Source organism: Aureibaculum sp. 2308TA14-22, from assembly GCF_040538665.1.
Taxonomy (GTDB): Bacteria; Bacteroidota; Bacteroidia; order Flavobacteriales; family Flavobacteriaceae; genus Aureibaculum.
Map to the genome: position 1 here is coordinate 16867 of NZ_JBEWXT010000001.1, position 18492 is coordinate 35358.

The window sequence follows — 18492 nt, forward strand, 5'->3', positions numbered from 1 at the left end:
AATACTGATTATTGGACACTGTCTTTAGGTTGATCTGCACTCAGAATCTTTACGGTTTGCCCATTTTTTACACTTCTTGCTCCTTCTTCAATAACCTCGGTACCGTTTTCCAACCCTTTTAAAACCTCAATAATATCACCTTGTGTTCTACCCGTTTCTATAATTACCTTTTCGGCAACACCTTCATTGTTTCCGTTAATATTTTTTACTATGTAAACATATTGTTCGCCATTTGCATTTTCAGAAATAATACTTTGCGGAATTAAATAGGCCTTATCGTTTGAGTAATCGTTTATCTTTAACTTGGCTGTTAAATTGGGCTTAATATCTTTGTCTTTATTAGGTACGGGTACTTCAATTTTAAAAGTACGATTACTTGGATTAATATAATCTGCCGTTTGTCTGATTTTTGATTCAATTGTTTTTCCAATAACGGGTAGCTCTACATAAACATCTTTGTTCTTTATAACATCGTTCAGGTACCTTTCAGGAACTTCGGTTTCAATGTACATATTGTTGAGGTTTACAATTCGCATTAATTGCGATTGGCCAGCACCTACAACGCTTCCTTGTTCGGTTATAATATCATCAATAGTACCTGAAAATGGAGCTCTAACAGTCGTTTTTGCTAATTGTTGATCTAATTGATTAATAGCTTTAGACTGAGCTTCATAGTTTGATTTAGCTTGTAAATACTGAATTTCGCTTCCAATGTTTTGTTTCCATAAACGTTCTTGACGCTCAAATGTGGTTTTTGCCAAATCAGCTTGAATTTGTAATTGAGCTTTTTGCTGACCGAGGCCTCCATCATCAATTTTAGCTAACAATTGACCTTTTGACACTCGCTGACCTTCTTTTACATAAACCTTGGAAAGAATTCCAGAAAATTCAGGGTATAATACCAATAAATTTTTGGTGGTTACATTCCCTTGCAATTCTAAATAGTGATTAAAAGGTTTTTCCTTTGCTGTTAGTGTAGTAATTAGCGGAATATGTTTTACTGTATCTAAACTTGATATTCTGGCATCAAGCTGCTTTAGTTGCTCTTCAAACTCCTGTTGTTTTGCTACTACTTCGGCACGTTTTGCTCTTATTTTTTCTAAATCGTTACCTGTAATAACATCTTCAACAGATTGATTTTTATCTCCACCACAAGATGATAGAATTAAGGTTATAAGTGCTATTAATGTTATATTTTTCATGTTGTATATGTTAATTGTTCGGTGTATTTAATATAGTTTCTAGTTCAGCTTTTTTGTTAATAACATCAAGCATAGATTGTAATAATTCTTGTTGAGCTGTGTATAATTGCATTTGTGCCTGACGCAATTCAAAACTTGAACCAATACCTTCAAAATATTTTGTCTGGTTCTTTTTCTCTATACGCTCAGCCAAGTTTAAATTTTGTTTTTTATTTTGATAATCTTCAATAGCAAATTGATAATTACTTTTAGCTCTTTCTAATTGCAACTGCAACTGCTTTTCAGTTTCTGTCAAATCATTCTCTGATTTTTCCAAGTTTATCTTGGCACGTTGCGTGGCTGCACTTCGCTTACCAGAACTGAATAAAGGAATGTTAAGACTAACTCCAAATAATGAAGACCCAAACCATTGTTGATCTTTATCCGCAAATGTAAAAGTATCACTATTGCCCATGTAACCTCCGTTCACAAAAGCATTTAAGCTTGGCAATGCTTTGCTTTTTTCTAATTTTAATAATAATTCTTTAGATGCTTTATCGTTAGATGCAATTCTGTAATCTACTGTATTTTTAACATTGTTACCGGTCTCTAATAACTCCAGGGTTATATTTTCTAGTGTCAAATTTTCCAAATTTTCTGTCAAAATTGTATTAGCGTAAATATCAATCCCCATAGTTACATTCAGCATTTGATATGCTAACTTTTTTAAACGTGAAGTGTTATTTAAATTACTTTCTACGCTAGATAATGTTATTTGCAATTGCTCTACACTTTCTTGTTCGTCTAAACCATTTTCATATAGTTTGGTGACTTCGTTTAGGTTTTTTTCTAGGACAGCTTTATTTTTTTCTAAAATTTTCACGCTTTCTTCAGCTAACAAAACGTTTCCGTAGGCATTAATTACTGCCTTCCGTACCTCTAAATCTGTTTTTTCTTTGGCATTTTTAGAGATTTCTAAAAAAACTTTAGCCGATTGCAGACCAACCAAATAAGACCCATCAAAAAGTAATTGACTTAAAGTTGCCGTAGCTGACATACTCTGTTTGGTGCCAAATCGTAAAGGAATAAATCCTTCTGGAGTAGCAACTTCAAAATTAGTCTGATTAGTATCGAAATAATCATTTACTACATCAATTACACTTTGGGTATTGTCAAAAGCAGCAGCAGGTAAAAGAGATACTTGCTGTTTTAACCAATTTTGATAATCTATTTTGGCATTAATTTGCGGCAAACCTATTGCAGTTGTTTCCCATTTTTGTTTTTTTGCAGCATCAATATCCAGTAAAGCGTTTTTTGCAGCTCGGTTATTTTCTATGGCATAATCAATAGCCTGTTGCAGGCTAAAACTGTTGGAATCTTGTTGCGAAAATCCCAATATGGAAAATAATAAACCAATTATTAGTAGCTGTATTTTTTTCATCTATATCAGTTGTTTTTTATCAATAATCATGTTTAATTTTTCTAATCCTTTAGTTGTACATATTCCCCGTAAATGATATTCTAAAAAATATTCCATAAGTATTTTTTTTGAGAATTTCTGAGGTGAAAAAATATCATTGTCCTTAATAGACATTACACCAGCAAAATATATTTTAGAAATGAACTCAACATCAATAGTCTCTCTATACAACTTTAATTCAATCCCTCTATTTAAATTTTCGCTTACACAATCTAACATTACTTCAAATTGTTTTGCTTTAAGTGTAGTAAATATTTTAGGATAGTATTTTTGCAATTGATATTGTGGCGATGATTTTTCATCTTTTAAATGATCCATAACAAACTGTTTGATGTCATAGATTTCTTCAATAGGATTTTTTTTAAGTTCACAAATATTATCTATTCCGCTATTAATCATACCAAAAGTATGCATCGTAGTTGCCTCAACTAATTGAGTTTTGTTAGGATAATGTTGGTATATTGTTTTTTTCGAAATTCCCATTTTATGGGCAATATCATCCATTGTTACGCTTTTAAACCCGTAACTAAGAAACAAATCAGTAGCAATATCTAATATTTTTTCTTTCATATTTGGTGCAAAACTACAATAAGGAAACTTTATAAACAAAAAAAGTTTCCAAAGTTTTATAATTTTCTATATTTTTTACAACTCATTACATTATTTTTACAAAAAAATATAGGATTTGAAACTAGACAGTTATAAAACACTTTTTTTACAACATTTATCTAAAAAAATAGAAATAAAAGAACCCGTAAATTTATATGAGCCTATTTATTACATATTAAATTTGGGTGGAAAAAGACTGAGGCCCATTTTATGTTTGTTAAGTTGCGATATTTTTGGAGGCAAGGTAAATGAAGCATTAGATGCCGCCTTGGCAATTGAAATGTTCCATAATTTTTCTTTAATCCACGACGATATTATGGATGCTGCCCCATTAAGAAGGGGTAAGGCAACAGTGCACGAAAAATGGAACATCAATACTGGTATTTTGTCAGGAGATGCATTATTAGTTTGGGCAAAACAACTACTAGAATCTTATGAAGGCAACAAGTATAAGGCATTAAATACATTATTTACAAAGACGGCGTTAGAGGTTTGTGAAGGTCAACAGTACGATTTTGATTTTGAATCTACTTTTAATGTTAATGTTACTGAGTACATAGCAATGATTACACAAAAAACAGCCGTGTTGGTGGCTGCATCATTAAAGTTTGGAGCTATAATAGCAGATGCTAATGAAGAAGATTCTGAAAATATTTATAATTATGGACTAAATCTGGGAATAGCATTTCAGTTACAAGACGACTATTTAGATGTATATGGTAAAGAAGATTTTGGTAAACAGAAAGCGGGAGATATTATTGAAAATAAGAAAACGTTTTTGTTTTTAAAAGCATTGCAATTAGCTGAGGAAGAGGATAAAGTAAAATTATTAAATTTATACAGTTCAAAAGAGTATTCAGAAAGTAAAATTGAAAATGTAATAGCTTTATTTAATACATATAACATACCAACTCTAATTGAATCAGAAATTGAAAAATACACTATGAAAGCTATTAGTTGCGTAAATAGTTTATCAGTTAATCAGAGCAAAAAAGAAGGTTTGATGAGTTTTGCAAAACAATTAATGGATAGAAAAATATAAATGAAAATCAATTTTTAATAAAAAATTGTACAGTTTCTAAATAAGTAGTAATATTGCACTCCAAATTTGGACCCATAGCTCAGCTGGTTAGAGCACCTGACTCATAATCAGGGGGTCGAAGGTTCGAGCCCTTCTGGGTCCACTTTTTTAATTAGGATTTAAGCTTTTAGATTAAAACATTTAGTTAGATAGCTTGTTGAAATTATGTGATTATTAGTATTTGTTTAAAATTTTAAAATAAATTTTATATAATCAAAAATATAATTACTTAAAGATTGTTTGAGTTATAATTTTAATTAAAAGTGTTAAAATTAATGGCGACTAACTTACATATCCTAAAAAAGAATTTATATATTTGCAATTAATTAGCGAGTTTTTCGTTAGTACTTGCAAAAAGGGGAAAGTTTATGTTTAGAAAATATATAACGTTAATATCAGTTGCACTACTTATTTTTATTTCAAGTAGTGTTTTTGCTCAAGGCTCAGGTCCGCCCGCCCCGGGTGGAGCTCCAGGAGATTGTCCAGCTTGTCCTCCATCAGACCTTCCTATTGACGGAGGGCTTGGCGTTTTACTTGCTATTGGCATAGGCTATGCAGTTAAGAAATTAAGAAAAGAAGATTAGCTATCATATGATGTTGCAAGCCTAGCAACATATTTCCCAATTACGTCAAATTCTAAATTCACCAAATCATTTGCCTTTAGTGTATTGAAATTAGTATTTGCATATGTATAAGGTATTATTGCCACACTAAACTTATTTTTACCAGAATTTAGTACGGTTAAGCTTACACCGTTTATTGTTATTGATCCTTTTTCTACAGTAAGATTGCTTTTATTTTTTTTGTACTCAAAAGTGAAAATCCAACTCCCGTTTTTTTCTTCTATGGTAATACATTTTCCAGTTTGATCAACATGACCTTGAACTATATGCCCATCTAGCCGATCACCCAACTTCATAGCTCTTTCTAGATTGATGTTGTCATTTATTTTGATTAAATTTAAATTAGTTTTAGATAATGTTTCGTCAATAACTGTTACTGTATATTTATCTTTATCAATATCTACCACAGTCAAACAAACACCATTATGGGCAATGCTCTGGTCAATTTTTAACTCATTGGTCAATTTGCTTTTTATAGTGATATGAAGATTGGTTTTATCCCTTTCCAAGCCAACTACATTACCTATATTTTCTATAATTCCTGTAAACATCTATATTAATATTAATCAGTACTTTTGTAGGCTCAAAAATACGAATTTAATTGGTGTATGAAGAAAAATGAAACCATAAAAGTAGGCATCTCGGTTGGAGACATAAATAGTATTGGTATAGAAATTATACTAAAGACATTTGAAGATAATAGAATGTTAGAATTGTGTACACCCGTTATTTTTGCTTCAAATAAATTATTTTCAACTCATAAAAAAGAATTGAATATTCATACGCGAACACATGGAGTTGATACGATTTCTAAATGTGTGCCCAACAAAGTTAATTTGGTTAATGTCTGGAAAGAACAAGTTGAGGTTGAGTTTGGAAAGGAAACTAAAAATGGCGGAAAATATGCTTTTTTATCGCTACAAGCCGCATTAAAAGCTCTAAACAAAAACGAAATTGATGTTTTGGTGACCGCACCAATAAATAAACACAACATTCAATCCGAAGATTTTAAATTTAATGGGCATACCGAGTACTTAGAAGCAAATTTGGAAGGTAAGAGTTTAATGATTTTAATGACCGATGAACTTAAAATAGGTTTGATTACTGGTCATATTCCAGTACAAAAAATAGCAGAAACCATTACGCCTGAGTTAATAGAGAGTAAAATTGACCTAATGTATAACTCGCTTTTACAAGATTTTAAAATCAACAAACCGAAAATTGCAGTGTTAGGGTTAAATCCGCATTGTGGCGATAATGGTGTAATTGGAGATGAAGACGACAAACTTATCAAACCTACTTTAGAAAAAATTCAAGTAAATGGAAAGTTAGTTTATGGTCCTTTTTCTGCGGATAGTTTTTTTGGTTCGAGTTCCTATAAAAATTTTGATGGTATTTTGGCGATGTATCACGATCAAGGTCTAGCACCTTTCAAAACACTAGCCTTTGGTAAGGGTGTAAATTTTACGGCAGGTTTAAATAAAATCAGAACTTCGCCAGATCATGGTACGGCTTTTGAAATTGCAGGGAAAGGAGTAGCTGATAATAGTTCTTTTAAAGAAGCTCTTTACACGGCTATTGATGTTTTTAAGAACAGATTGGAGTTTGAAGAGTTGTCAGAAAATAAATTACGTACTAGAAAATAATTTTTATAAAAAATTTATTACATTTGCACGCTCAATTTTGATGGATGCTTATGGAAAAGAAAATGTTTGTAATTCCGTTTAAGGGGTTAAAAGAAAAAAAACATCAATTTGAGTATAAAATAAGTCAAGAGTTCTTTGAGTTTTATCAATATGATGATGTTAGCAATGCAGATATAGCGTTGCATTTAGACTTTAATAAAAAGAGTACATTAATTGAGGTACATTTTATGTCTAAAGGTATTATAGAAGTGTCTTGCGATTTGACCAACGAGCCTTATTGGCAACCGATTAAAGCCGAGCTAGATTTGGTTATTAAATTTGGTGATACATATAATGACGAAGATATTGATATTCTGATATTACCGCACGGTGAGTATGAAGTAGATCTTTCGCAGTATATCTATGAAATGATAGTATTGGCAATACCTACAAAAAAAATTCATCCAGGAGTAAAAGATGGTACGTTAAAATCAGAAATATTAAATAAACTGGAAGAGTTAAAACCGAAAATAGAAAGTAAAAATAATAAAAGTTCTGACCCTAGGTGGGATAAATTAAAAGGACTTATAACAGATAAAAAAGAATAAAATGGCACATCCTAAAAGAAAAATTTCTAAGCAAAGAAGAGATAAAAGAAGAACGCACTATAAAGCAGCAACTCCTCAAATTGCAAAAGATCCTACAACAGGTGAAGCACATTTATATCATAGAGCTCATTGGCACGAGGGTAAATTATATTACCGTGGTCAAATAGTGATTGATAGTGAAGAGTCTGCTGCTTAGTAAAAAGCTAAAAAATACAAAAAAACCCTCTTTTTTGAGGGTTTTTTTGTATTTTTTCGTTAAAACAGACTAAAACTACTCTTTTTTTGATAAAAAACGAAATAAATTTCATTACATTTGAAAACTGTTTTGTTAAAAAATACCTACTAAAAAAAACATATGACTAAAATTACTGCTGCAATTACAGCTGTTGGGAAATATGTTCCTGACCATGTACTAACAAATCAGATGTTAGAAACCATGGTAGAAACCAATGACGAATGGATTACTACACGTACAGGCATTAAAGAACGAAGAATATTAAAAGAACCAGGAAAAGGAACCTCATTTTTAGCCATAAAAGCGGCTGAAAATTTAATTTCTAAATCTAATTTAGATCCTAAAGAAATTGATTTGGTTATTGTGGGTACTGCAACACCAGATATGCAGGCAGCGTCAACAGCAGCTTTTGTAGCTTCAGAAATTGGAGCCACAGAAGCTTTTTCATTTGATCTAGAGTCTGCTTGCTCAAGTTTTTTGTATGGAATGTCAACAGCAGCCAGTTACATAGAATCTGGAAGGTATAAAAAAGTATTGCTCATTGGAGCAGACATGAATTCTTCAATGATAGATTATACAGATAGAATAACATGTATAATATTTGGCGATGGAGCTGGAGCTGTATTGTTTGAACCTAATACAGATGGTTTAGGTTTGCAAGATGAGTATTTAAGAAGTGATGGCAAGGGTAGAGAGTTTTTGAATGTAGCCGCTGGAGGCTCAATTTTGCCAGCATCGGAAGAGACGGTTAAAAACAAACAGCATTTTGTACGTCAAGAAGGAAGAACGGTTTTTAAATTTGCGGTATCGAATATGGCTGATGTTAGTGAAAAAATACTGGAAAGAAACAATTTGACCAAGGATGATATTGCTTGGTTGGCACCACATCAGGCAAATAACAGAATTATTGAAGCAACTGCTAATAGAATTGGGCTAGATATGGATAATGTAATGGTAAATATCCATAAATATGGTAATACCACATCTGCCACACTACCACTTTTATTAGCTGATTACGAAAATCAACTCCGTAAAGGAGATAATATAATTTTTGCCGCATTTGGTGGTGGCTTCACTTGGGGAGCCATCTATTTAAAATGGGCATATAACTCATAATAATTAACCTATTAAAGCCTAAATAAAATGGATTTAAAAGAAATTCAAAACTTAATTAAGTTCGTTGCAAAGTCTGGTGCAAACGAAGTTAAATTAGAAATGGAAGATGTTAAAATCACCATTAAGACCGGTGCTGGAAAAACCGAAACTACTATTGTTCAACAAGCTCCTGCGGTTCCTATTCAGGCAGCTCCGGCTCCAGCTCAAGCACCAGCAGTCACAACAGACAAACCAGCTGAACCTACAAAGGATGATGACTCAAAGTATATTACTATAAAATCACCAATTATAGGCACTTTTTACAGAAGACCTTCACCAGACAAACCAATTTTTGTTGAAGTGGGTAGCACAATCAATGTAGGCGATACTGTATGTATTATTGAGGCTATGAAATTGTTTAATGAAATTGAATCTGAAGTTTCAGGTAAAATTGTTAAAATTTTAGTAGATGACTCTTCTCCAGTAGAATTTGATCAACCATTATTTTTAGTTGATCCATCATAATTTAAAAACCAATAAATTATGTTTAAAAAAATACTTATTGCAAATAGAGGCGAGATAGCACTTCGTGTTATACGAACTTGTAAAGAAATGGGCATAAAAACTGTAGCTGTGTATTCAACTGCAGATTCTGAAAGTTTGCATGTTAGGTTTGCTGATGAAGCTGTTTGTATAGGGCCTCCTTCAAGTAGTGAATCCTATCTGAAAATGTCAAATATTATGGCCGCGGCAGAAATTACCAATGCTGATGCCATACATCCGGGTTACGGATTTTTATCAGAAAACGCCAAATTTTCAAAAATGTGTGCTGAGCATGATATAAAATTTATTGGAGCTTCTCCCGAAATGATAGATAGGATGGGAGATAAAGCTTCTGCAAAAGCTACTATGAAAGCCGCTGGCGTACCTTGTGTTCCCGGTAGTGATGGTATAATTGAAGATTTTGAAGCTTGTCAAAAAATAGCTAAAGACACCGGCTATCCAGTTATGTTAAAAGCAACAGCTGGTGGAGGAGGAAAAGGTATGCGTGCTGTTTGGAAAGAAGAAGATCTAAAAAAGGCATGGGATTCCGCTCGACAAGAATCTAAAGCCGCTTTTGGAAATGATAGTATGTATATGGAAAAGTTGATAGAAGAGCCACGCCATATAGAAATACAGATTGTTGGTGATTCTTATGGAAAAGCATGTCATTTGTCAGAAAGAGATTGTTCGGTACAACGCCGACATCAAAAGTTAACAGAAGAAACACCTTCGCCGTTCATGACCAAGCCATTGCGTAAAAAAATGGGTGAAGCTGCGGTTAAAGCAGCTGAGTTTATAAAATATGAAGGTGCGGGTACTGTAGAGTTTTTAGTAGATAAACATAGAAACTTCTATTTTATGGAAATGAATACTAGAATTCAAGTAGAGCACCCAATTACCGAACAGGTTATAGATTTTGACCTGATTCAAGAGCAGATATTGGTTGCTGCGGGCGTACCTATTTCTGGAAAAAATTACACACCTAAATTACATTCAATAGAATGTAGGATTAATGCAGAAGATCCTTATAACGACTTTAGGCCTTCACCGGGTAGAATTACAACGTTGCACTCACCGGGTGGGCATGGAGTTAGATTGGATACACATGTTTACGCAGATTATATAATACCACCATATTACGATTCGATGATTGCTAAGTTAATTACTACAGCTCAAACTAGGGAAGAGGCGATTAATAAAATGAAAAGAGCTTTAGATGAGTTTGTTATTGAAGGCATTAAAACAACTATTCCTTTTCACAGACAATTGATGGATCACCCAGACTATTTAGCGGGTAACTATACTACAAAATTCATGGAAGATTTTGAGATGAGTGAAGAATAGTTTATCACTGATAAATACAAATCCTGATTTAACCGTCAGGATTTTTTTTGCTTTATACTTAACAATTTTCTTTACTTTTGATTGAAAATTTTAACCAAATGAAAGGAAAAGACTTACATATTGACGGTATTGATAAAATTATCCTTAAAAGTTTAATGGAAGATGCTAGAGCACCAATACTTAGTATTGCTAGAGAGGTAGGTATTTCCGGAGCAGCTATTCATCAAAGATTACGTAAATTAGAAAAATCAGGATTAATTGCAGGATCAAAATTTGTTATTAATCCAAAGGTTCTTGGATATAAAACGTTAGCTTTCGTAGGTATTTTTTTAGACACTACCAGTACATACAAAGAGGCATTAAAAAGGCTGAAAGAAATTGATGAGGTAATAGAAAGTCATTATACTACAGGTAATTACGCCATCTTCGTAAAAATATTATGTAAGGATAACGAACACTTAATGCAAGTATTGAATAAACAGATTCAGGGTATTAAAGGTGTTTCAAGAACAGAAACATTTATTTCGCTTGATCAACAAATAGACAGACAGCTTAAAATATAGTCTTAGGTACATAATCAAATTTAAGATTCAATAGTTGTAAAAAAATAATGGGAAAATCCCTTTTAAATAGAAACTTACCCCATTATCTTATATTTTTTCGTCTAACGTCTAACGTCTAACGTCTAACGTCTAACTAATCCCTACTTCCTAAAATTTGAAGTCCCCAATATAGAAGCATTGCCAAAGACCCTAAAGCAGCTACTAAATAGGTTCTAGCAGCCCATTTTAGTGCATCTTCTGAACCTTTATATTCTTCTTGGCTCACCATATTTTTATTCTTCAACCAAGCTAATGCACGGTTACTAGCATCATATTCAACGGGTAGTGTAATAAAACTAAAAATGGTGCCTAATGCCATAAAAGCTAAACCAGCTATGGCAATCCAGAAACCTAACCCTCCTGTAGTTCCGCTTGTTGCTGCACCCAAAATAATACCACCTATAACCATATACTGTGAAAATTTTGAAGTAATACTTACGGCTGGTACTAATTTAGAACGCATAGTAAGCCATTGGTAAGCTTGTGCATGCTGCACCGCATGTCCAACCTCGTGTGCTGCAACTGCGGCTGCAGCTGCATTGCGTTGGTTGTAAACGCCTTCGCTTAAATTTACTGTTTTCTTCGCTGGGTTATAGTGGTCTGTTAACATACCAGGTGTTGAAATTACTTCGACATTGGTAATACCATGATCCGCTAACATTTTTGTTGCAATTTCAGCACCGCTCATACCATTTCTAAGCTGTACCTTAGAATAATGTTTGAATTTACTTTTAAGCTTGTTACTTATCAGCCAACTCACTAAAGAAATCGCACCTATTAATACATAAAATCCTATCATAATATTTATTCATTTAAATTAATGTCATTTTTTGTTGAGGGTAACACCTCTCATTAATTATTAATATAACCTTTATGAGGGTAAAAATAAATAATCTTGATAAATTTACAGCATAAAGTATTCCAAATTATTAGAAATTGTAAAATTTGATATTTTTTCAGAAAAATAACTGCCAAATATTATTTTAAGTGTACATTTAGTATTCAAGATGACAATATGACAACCAAACCAGAATTATTATTAATTTATACAGGAGGTACCATAGGTATGATAAAGGATTACGAGTCAGATGCTTTAAAGGCATTTGATTTTAATCATTTATTTGAAAAAATACCAGAGTTAAAGCAATTGCATTGCAATGTAGAAAGCATCTCGTTTGATGAGCCAATAGATTCCTCAAACATGAATGCTAATTATTTGATTCAAATACTTGAGATTATAGAAAGGTACTATTATAAAAAAGACGGTTTTGTTGTGCTTACAGGTTCAGATACAATGTCATACACATCTTCTGCTATTAGTTTTATGATAGAAAACCTTAAAAAACCAATCATTTTTACAGGTTCTCAATTGCCAATTGGAGATTTACGCACAGACGCAAAGGAAAATTTAATAACAGCCATACAAATTGCATCAGCAACAAATAATAAAAATGAAGCTATCATCACCGAAGTAGGTTTGTATTTTGAATATAAATTGTACAGAGCTAATAGAACCACGAAAATTAATGCAGAACAGTTTGAAGCTTTTGCTTCTGCTAATTACCCTCCTATTGCAGAAAGTGGGGTTCATTTAAAATTTGAAAATCACCTTTTGCTAAAACCAGAAAACCAAAAAGAGACTTTATTTAGGAAAAATTTAGACACTAATATTGTTGTTCTAAAGCTTTTTCCTGGCATTACCGAAGCCGTTGTAAAATCTATTTTAGAGATTCCGAACCTTAAAGGTGCTATTTTAGAAACGTATGGTTCGGGCAATGCACCAACTGATAGTTGGTTCTTGTCACTCATTAAAAAAGCAATGGATAATGGAATACAAATAGTAGATGTTACCCAATGTATTGGAGGTAGCGTAATTCTGGGTCAATACGGTACAAGTGTACAGTTAAAAAAAATGAACCTGATAAACGGCAAGGACATTACAACGGAATCTGCTGTTGCCAAACTGATGTATTTATTGGGTGAAAATATAGAACCAAAAGTTTTTAAGACCATTTTTGAAACTTCTTTAAGAGGAGAAATGAGTTAAAATAGTTAACCAAAACTTTTTCACTTAAAAAAAAATTGTTTTATTTGATGCCTGCTTAAAAAACAGTTGTTTTTTAATGGAGAGGTGGCCGAGTGGCTTAAGGCGTACGCTTGGAAAGCGTATTTACGAGAAATTGTAACAAGGGTTCGAATCCCTTTCTCTCCGCAATAAATGTTGTATATAATAAAAAAATTTATATCTTTAACCCGTTAACTAAATTAATAATTAAGAATCAAACAATGAAAAAACTACTTACTATCCTCGCAATCACAGGATTATTATTTCTAGGTACAGTACAAAACAGTCATGCATTTACAACTGTTCAAACTGAGCAAGCTGCTGAAGACACAGCTGAAGCTAAAACATTTCACCAAATTTTAAAACAACGTTTTATTGAAGGTGGCCCTTTCTTTATGGGAATTGTATTAATTACCTTAATACTAGGATTGGCAATTGCTATTGAAAGAATTATTTATTTGAACATGGCTAGTACCAATACAAAAAAATTAGTAAACAGTGTTGATGAAGCACTATCATCTGGTGGAGTTGAAGCTGCAAAGGAAGTTTGTAGAAATACAAAAGGACCAGTTGCCTCAATTTTCTATCAAGGTTTAGATAGAATGGACGAAGGTGTAGAGCAAGCTGAAAAAGCTGTAGTGAGTTATGGTGGAGTACAAATGGGTCTATTAGAGAAAAACATTTCTTGGTTATCTCTATTTATTGCCTTGGCACCGATGCTTGGGTTTATGGGTACGGTAATTGGTATGATTAGTGCATTTGACTCTATTCAAGCTGCTAACGATATTTCTCCTGGAGTTGTTGCTGGTGGTATTAAAGTGGCACTTTTAACTACGGTATTTGGTCTTATTGTGGCTATTATACTTCAAATATTTTATAACTACATTATTTCTAAAGTAGATAGTATTGTAAACAATATGGAAGATGCTTCAATTTCTTTAGTAGATTTATTAATCAGACACAAAAAATAAACAACCATGGATAAATCAAAAATAGTAACTATTGTTGCCGCTGTTTTAGGGTTGATTGGTGTATTTTTCTTGGTCAGAATTATTATGGCTGGAGACGATGCCATTGAAACTGATGCAGCTCTGCAAGGTAGTATAGTAGATCCGCTTATAACGTTTTCTAAATTTCTATTGATAGCAACAGCAATAATAGCCATTGTTTTTTCAATTTTAAATATAGTAAAGCATCCTGAATCCTTAAAAAAGACCTTAATTACCTTTGGTATTTTTATAGGTCTGTTTTTGTTGGCTTATTTTACAGCTGGTGACGAATTGGCAACAGATGCACAGGGTAAGGCTATTGAAATAAAGGACATGTCGGATAAAGTTTTAACAGGGGATGCTGCACATTCACTAACCAAAAAAGTAACAGGATTAATTAACTTTACCGGTATTTTGGGTCTTATAGGTCTGTTAACTATCGGATGGGGATTTGTTAAATCATTAGGTAAATAAATAAATTATGGCAAGAAGAGACACACCTGAAATTAATGCAGGATCTATGGCAGATATTGCATTCTTGTTATTAATATTCTTTTTGGTAACAACCACTATGGATACTGATGCTGGTATTTCCCGTAAATTACCACCAAAACCAGATCCTAATTTTGTGCCGCCTATTTTAAAAGAGAAGAATGTATTTGAGGTAAACGTTAATCGAAATGATGAAATCTTAATTGAGGGTAATGAGTACATGCAGGTTAAAGATTTGAGGGAAGCTGCTATAAAGTTTATAGATAATGGAGGCGGAACAGCTGCAGATTTACAAGCAAGTGGGCTATCACCATGCACTTGGTGTGAAGGTGAAAAAGATCCGGCATCTTCTGATCATCCTAAAAAAGCTATTATATCATTACAGAGTGATAGAGGTACTTCTTATGCAATGTATGTCGCAGTACAGAATGAATTGGTGGGTGCTTATACGGACTTGAGAAACAAATATGCTCAGAAAAAATATGGAAGAGCTTTTGATGATTTAAAAATTAGTCAACAAAAGGAAATTCAAGAAAATATTTACCCTCAAATTATTTCAGAGGCAGAACCCACTAAATAAATATAGATATGGCGAAATTTGGAAAAAAGAAGAAAGGAATGCCAGCAGTTAATACAGCGGCATTACCAGATATTGTATTTATGTTATTGTTCTTTTTTATGGTAACAACTGTTATGCGTGAAACAGAACTTAAGATAAAGCCACCTAAATTGCCTTCAGCTGATCAGGTTAAAAAGCTAGAGAAGAAGAGTTTGGTTAGTTATATTTACGTAGGGAAATCAAAAGATGGAACACCCGGTGATAAAATTCAGTTGAACGATAGAATTTCTAGTGTGGAAGATATTAAAAGTTTTATTTATGCTGAAAGAGCCCAACGTTCTGAAGCAGAAATACCTTTACTGACTACTTCTATCAAAGCAGATAGTGAATCTAATGTAGGTACAATTACTGATATTAAACTACAATTAAGAGATGTAGAAGCATTAAAAATAAATTATTCTACAATTAAAGGTAGTGCATTAGATAATATTAAATAGATATTTATTGTTTTAAAATTTTACAAAGGCAATCTGAAAAGATTGCCTTTTGTTTTATATTTGTTTTATGGTAAAATACTTTTTGTTCTTTTTTATGATTTGTGGAGTGCTTTCAGCACAAAATGATAATACCCAAAGCAATGATACCATTGTAGATAATCAATATTTAGAAGATCAAATTTATGTAGGCCTTTCCTACATACTAATGAACAATTTGCCTAAAGGTATATCTAGTAATGGATTTTCTAATAGTTTAGCCTTTGGGTTTATAAAAGATTTACCTTTAAACGAAAGAAGAAATTTTGCATTAGGTATAGGCTTGGGTTATGGACGGCATACGTATTATCAAAATTTAAAAATTACCAAAGTCGAAAATATTACTGAGTTTGGTATAGCAGATAATTTTAAGAACAATAAGTTTTCAATGCATACCTTAGAAATGCCCATTGAACTACGGTGGCGTACTTCTACAATCAATAAATATAAGTTTTACAGAATTTATTTTGGAGGTAAAATAAGCTATGCTTTTGCTACTAATTCAAGGTTCAGAGAAAACGATAAGAATTCTATTAAAGTTAATGGTATTGATGAGCTTAATAAGTTACAATATGGCTTAACGCTGTCAATGGGCTACGGAACATGGAATGTAAATGTGTATTATGGACTGTCAGATTTGTTTTCTAATGCAAACCTATCTGAAACAACTCCAATCAAAATTAGAGACTTTAGGGTTGGGTTGATTTTTTACATACTTTAGAGTGCAAAATATGCATACATTACAATTTGGGATAAAAGGCCTACAAAAAAACCAATAATTACCTCGGTTAAAGTATGTGCTTTTAACTTTAGTCTTGCTGTAGCTACTATGCCAAATAATAAAAACAAGACAATAAGCATAAGTAATAGATTGCTTTTATATTCATAACTAATAACCGAAATAAAACCAATAAGGCCTGCTATTGCCAATGCATGTAAACTTGTTTTAAATTTTAAAAAAAATAATACATACACTACAGCCAAGGCTAAGCTACATGCAAAAAAAGAAATAGCAAGTATATTTATAATATCGGGTTTTAACAGCAAATAGCCTATTAAAAAACTAAGAACAGTAAAAAAAGTGACAGGGAACTTGCGTTCATCTATTGAGTTGAGATAAAAATCTTCAATTAGTTTTATTTTCTTCAAAAAGAATAACAATATTACCGGCAAAATATAAGTTGTAATAAAAATAAGCCCTAAGATTCGATACGCTATTTCTTTTGGTATATGATTAGGAATAATTATAAAATACAATAGAGCACTTGCTATTGGTATTATGATGGGATGAAAAACAAAAGAAATTAGTTTAGCAAACTTCATCTGTTGACATTTAAATTTCTTTTCGTAATCTGGCAACAGGTATGTTCAACTGTTCTCTATATTTTGCTACCGTTCTACGAGCAATTAAATACCCTTTGTCTTTTAAAATTTTAGCTAATTTCTCGTCAGTTAACGGTTTTTTCTTGTTTTCTTCTTTAACAACAGTATCCAATATTTTTTTAATTTCTCTGGTTGATACTTCTTCACCTTGATCTGTCATCATAGATTCAGAGAAGAAATTTTTAATCAATTTTGTGCCATAGGGAGTATCAACATATTTACTATTGGCCACCCTAGAAACTGTTGAAACATCCATGTTTATTTTGTCCGCAATGTCTTTTAAGATCATAGGTTTTAATTTGCGTTCATCTCCTGTTAAAAAATATTCCTCTTGCATATGCATAATAGCATTCATAGTCAACATTAAGGTTTGTTGACGTTGTTTTATGGCATCAATAAACCATTTTGCGGCATCTAATTTTTGCTTTATAAACTGCACAGCGTCTTTTTGTGATTTTGATTTGTCCTTAGAAGCTGCGTAACCTTTTAACATATTATTATACTCATTAGAAATATGTAGTTCTGGTGCATTTCTTGAATTTAATGTCAAGTCTAATTGACCTTCAATAATTCTAATGGAAAAATCGGGTACTATTTGCTCTACAATTTTATTAGTATTAGCAAAAGATCCGCCTGGTTTTGGGTTCAACTTCTCAATTTCACCAATAGCACTTTTTAGCTCATCTTCAGTGATGTCAAATTTTTGCAGCAATTTTTTGTAGTGCTTTTTTACAAAATGTTCAAAGGCTTTTTCTAAAATGGTAATGGCTAGTTTCCGTTCTTTAGTTTCGGATTTTCTTTTTAATTGAATCAACAAACATTCTTCCAGACTTTGTGCACCTACACCAGCAGGATCCAATTTTTGAACATAACCTAACATTCGTTTTACTTCAGAGGCTTCGGTAAATATATTTTCAGAGAATGCCAAATCATCAACTATATCTTCAATATCCCTTCGTATATAACCACTTTCATCGATACTGCCTACCAAAAACTCAGCTATTTGATGTTCTTGTTCGCTTAGCCTAAAAGTATTTAATTGGTTGGTCAAAAATTGATTAAATGAAGTGCCAGCTGCATACGGCACTCTTTTTTCGTCATCGTCACTACTGTAATTATTGCTTCGTAGTTTATAACTGGGCATTTCGTCATCACTCAGATATTCATCAATATTTACATCGGTTTCAATAGTTTCGTTACCAGTATCGTCATACTCATTTTGCAGATCGCTGTCATAATCATCACCTTTGTCTTTGCCGCTGTCCAATGCCGGGTTTTCTTCAATTTCTTGTTTTACTTTTTGTTCAAAAGCCTGCGTAGGCAATTGAATCATTTTCATCAGCTGTATTTGCTGAGGTGATAATTTTTGTAACAGTTTATATTGAAGACTTTGCTTAAGCATTAATTATATTAATTGAATTTTGTAAATTACAATATACGGATTT

Annotated in this window: 22 protein-coding genes and 2 tRNA genes; 17 read left to right on the top strand and 7 right to left on the bottom strand. The window is 32.4% G+C overall.

From position 1 onward, the window contains the following. Positions 1 to 8: 8 nt before the first annotated feature. Genes U5A88_RS00055 through U5A88_RS00065 form a run of 3 tightly spaced genes read right to left on the bottom strand, consistent with a single transcriptional unit; the run spans position 9 to position 3231 of the window. The gene (locus U5A88_RS00055) at positions 9 to 1202 is read right to left on the bottom strand and encodes an efflux RND transporter periplasmic adaptor subunit (RefSeq protein ID WP_354202995.1); all 1194 of its coding nucleotides are present in this window, start codon (positions 1200 to 1202) and stop codon (positions 9 to 11) included. 10 nt (positions 1203 to 1212) lie between these two features. After that, positions 1213 to 2622 (bottom strand): TolC family protein, encoded by a 1410-nt coding sequence (locus tag U5A88_RS00060; protein ID WP_354202996.1) that lies wholly within the window; start codon positions 2620 to 2622, stop codon positions 1213 to 1215. Then, positions 2623 to 3231: a TetR/AcrR family transcriptional regulator gene (locus U5A88_RS00065; RefSeq protein WP_354202997.1), complete on the bottom strand. Its 609-nt coding sequence runs from the start codon at positions 3229 to 3231 to the stop codon at positions 2623 to 2625. Between the two features lie 115 nt (positions 3232 to 3346). Here U5A88_RS00065 and U5A88_RS00070 point away from each other — a divergent pair, with 115 nt between their 5' ends. From U5A88_RS00070 to U5A88_RS00080, 3 genes are all read left to right on the top strand, one after another. Further along, positions 3347 to 4312, top strand: a complete 966-nt coding sequence (locus U5A88_RS00070) for a polyprenyl synthetase family protein (protein WP_354202998.1) — start codon at positions 3347 to 3349, stop codon at positions 4310 to 4312. 68 nt (positions 4313 to 4380) lie between these two features. Then, positions 4381 to 4454: transfer RNA gene (locus U5A88_RS00075), tRNA-Ile, on the top strand. A 265-nt stretch (positions 4455 to 4719) separates the two neighbouring features. Continuing rightward, positions 4720 to 4935, top strand: a complete 216-nt coding sequence (locus U5A88_RS00080) for a PID-CTERM protein-sorting domain-containing protein (RefSeq protein WP_354202999.1) — start codon at positions 4720 to 4722, stop codon at positions 4933 to 4935. Here U5A88_RS00080 and U5A88_RS00085 read toward each other — a convergent pair. Continuing rightward, entirely contained in the window at positions 4932 to 5525 is a 594-nt protein-coding gene (locus U5A88_RS00085; RefSeq protein WP_354203000.1) for a riboflavin synthase, read from the bottom strand. The two genes, U5A88_RS00080 and U5A88_RS00085, sit on opposite strands and share 4 nt — an antisense overlap. 57 nt (positions 5526 to 5582) lie before the next feature. On the opposite strand from U5A88_RS00085, the gene pdxA reads away from it, so the two are divergent. The 7 genes from pdxA (at position 5583) to U5A88_RS00120 (ending at position 10987) form a co-directional block, all read left to right on the top strand. Next, on the top strand, positions 5583 to 6620 hold the full coding sequence (gene pdxA, locus U5A88_RS00090) for a 4-hydroxythreonine-4-phosphate dehydrogenase PdxA (RefSeq protein ID WP_354203001.1): 1038 nt from the start codon (positions 5583 to 5585) through the stop codon (positions 6618 to 6620). 50 nt (positions 6621 to 6670) lie between these two features. Next, complete coding sequence (locus U5A88_RS00095; protein WP_354203002.1) at positions 6671 to 7207, top strand: YceD family protein; 537 nt, start codon at positions 6671 to 6673, stop codon at positions 7205 to 7207. Position 7208: 1 nt separating this feature from the next. Further along, the gene (gene rpmF, locus U5A88_RS00100; protein ID WP_354203003.1) at positions 7209 to 7403 is read left to right on the top strand and encodes a 50S ribosomal protein L32; all 195 of its coding nucleotides are present in this window, start codon (positions 7209 to 7211) and stop codon (positions 7401 to 7403) included. Positions 7404 to 7562: 159 nt separating this feature from the next. After that, the gene (locus tag U5A88_RS00105; RefSeq protein ID WP_354203004.1) at positions 7563 to 8558 is read left to right on the top strand and encodes a beta-ketoacyl-ACP synthase III; all 996 of its coding nucleotides are present in this window, start codon (positions 7563 to 7565) and stop codon (positions 8556 to 8558) included. Between the two features lie 27 nt (positions 8559 to 8585). After that, positions 8586 to 9062, top strand: a complete 477-nt coding sequence (gene accB, locus U5A88_RS00110; protein WP_354203005.1) for an acetyl-CoA carboxylase biotin carboxyl carrier protein — start codon at positions 8586 to 8588, stop codon at positions 9060 to 9062. 18 nt (positions 9063 to 9080) lie between these two features. Beyond that, positions 9081 to 10424, top strand: coding sequence for an acetyl-CoA carboxylase biotin carboxylase subunit (gene accC, locus U5A88_RS00115; RefSeq protein WP_354203006.1), 1344 nt, complete (start codon positions 9081 to 9083; stop codon positions 10422 to 10424). A gap of 98 nt (positions 10425 to 10522) precedes the next feature. Further along, complete coding sequence (locus tag U5A88_RS00120; RefSeq protein WP_354203007.1) at positions 10523 to 10987, top strand: Lrp/AsnC ligand binding domain-containing protein; 465 nt, start codon at positions 10523 to 10525, stop codon at positions 10985 to 10987. 133 nt (positions 10988 to 11120) lie between these two features. Here U5A88_RS00120 and U5A88_RS00125 read toward each other — a convergent pair whose 3' ends face one another. Further along, on the bottom strand, positions 11121 to 11825 hold the full coding sequence (locus U5A88_RS00125; protein WP_354203008.1) for a zinc metallopeptidase: 705 nt from the start codon (positions 11823 to 11825) through the stop codon (positions 11121 to 11123). A 216-nt stretch (positions 11826 to 12041) separates the two neighbouring features. Between U5A88_RS00125 and U5A88_RS00130 the strand changes: the two genes are divergently transcribed. From U5A88_RS00130 to U5A88_RS00160, 7 genes are all read left to right on the top strand, one after another. Next, positions 12042 to 13073: an asparaginase gene (locus tag U5A88_RS00130; RefSeq protein ID WP_354203009.1), complete on the top strand. Its 1032-nt coding sequence runs from the start codon at positions 12042 to 12044 to the stop codon at positions 13071 to 13073. A 78-nt stretch (positions 13074 to 13151) separates the two neighbouring features. Further along, a tRNA-Ser gene (locus U5A88_RS00135) sits at positions 13152 to 13238 on the top strand. A gap of 74 nt (positions 13239 to 13312) precedes the next feature. Continuing rightward, positions 13313 to 14062 (top strand): MotA/TolQ/ExbB proton channel family protein, encoded by a 750-nt coding sequence (locus U5A88_RS00140; protein ID WP_354203010.1) that lies wholly within the window; start codon positions 13313 to 13315, stop codon positions 14060 to 14062. A 6-nt stretch (positions 14063 to 14068) separates the two neighbouring features. Beyond that, complete coding sequence (locus U5A88_RS00145) at positions 14069 to 14554, top strand: hypothetical protein (RefSeq protein WP_354203011.1); 486 nt, start codon at positions 14069 to 14071, stop codon at positions 14552 to 14554. Positions 14555 to 14561: 7 nt separating this feature from the next. Then, positions 14562 to 15152: an ExbD/TolR family protein gene (locus U5A88_RS00150; RefSeq protein WP_354203012.1), complete on the top strand. Its 591-nt coding sequence runs from the start codon at positions 14562 to 14564 to the stop codon at positions 15150 to 15152. A gap of 8 nt (positions 15153 to 15160) precedes the next feature. After that, positions 15161 to 15628, top strand: a complete 468-nt coding sequence (locus U5A88_RS00155; protein ID WP_354203013.1) for an ExbD/TolR family protein — start codon at positions 15161 to 15163, stop codon at positions 15626 to 15628. Positions 15629 to 15695: 67 nt separating this feature from the next. Next, a complete protein-coding gene (locus U5A88_RS00160; protein WP_354203014.1) occupies positions 15696 to 16385 on the top strand; it encodes a porin family protein in 690 nt (229 codons plus the stop codon). Here the strand turns inward: U5A88_RS00160 and U5A88_RS00165 are convergent. Both U5A88_RS00165 and rpoN read right to left on the bottom strand, forming a co-directional pair. Continuing rightward, complete coding sequence (locus U5A88_RS00165) at positions 16382 to 16987, bottom strand: hypothetical protein (RefSeq protein WP_354203015.1); 606 nt, start codon at positions 16985 to 16987, stop codon at positions 16382 to 16384. The two genes, U5A88_RS00160 and U5A88_RS00165, sit on opposite strands and share 4 nt — an antisense overlap. A gap of 10 nt (positions 16988 to 16997) precedes the next feature. Further along, positions 16998 to 18449, bottom strand: a complete 1452-nt coding sequence (gene rpoN, locus U5A88_RS00170; RefSeq protein ID WP_354203016.1) for an RNA polymerase factor sigma-54 — start codon at positions 18447 to 18449, stop codon at positions 16998 to 17000. Positions 18450 to 18492 lie beyond the last annotated feature (43 nt).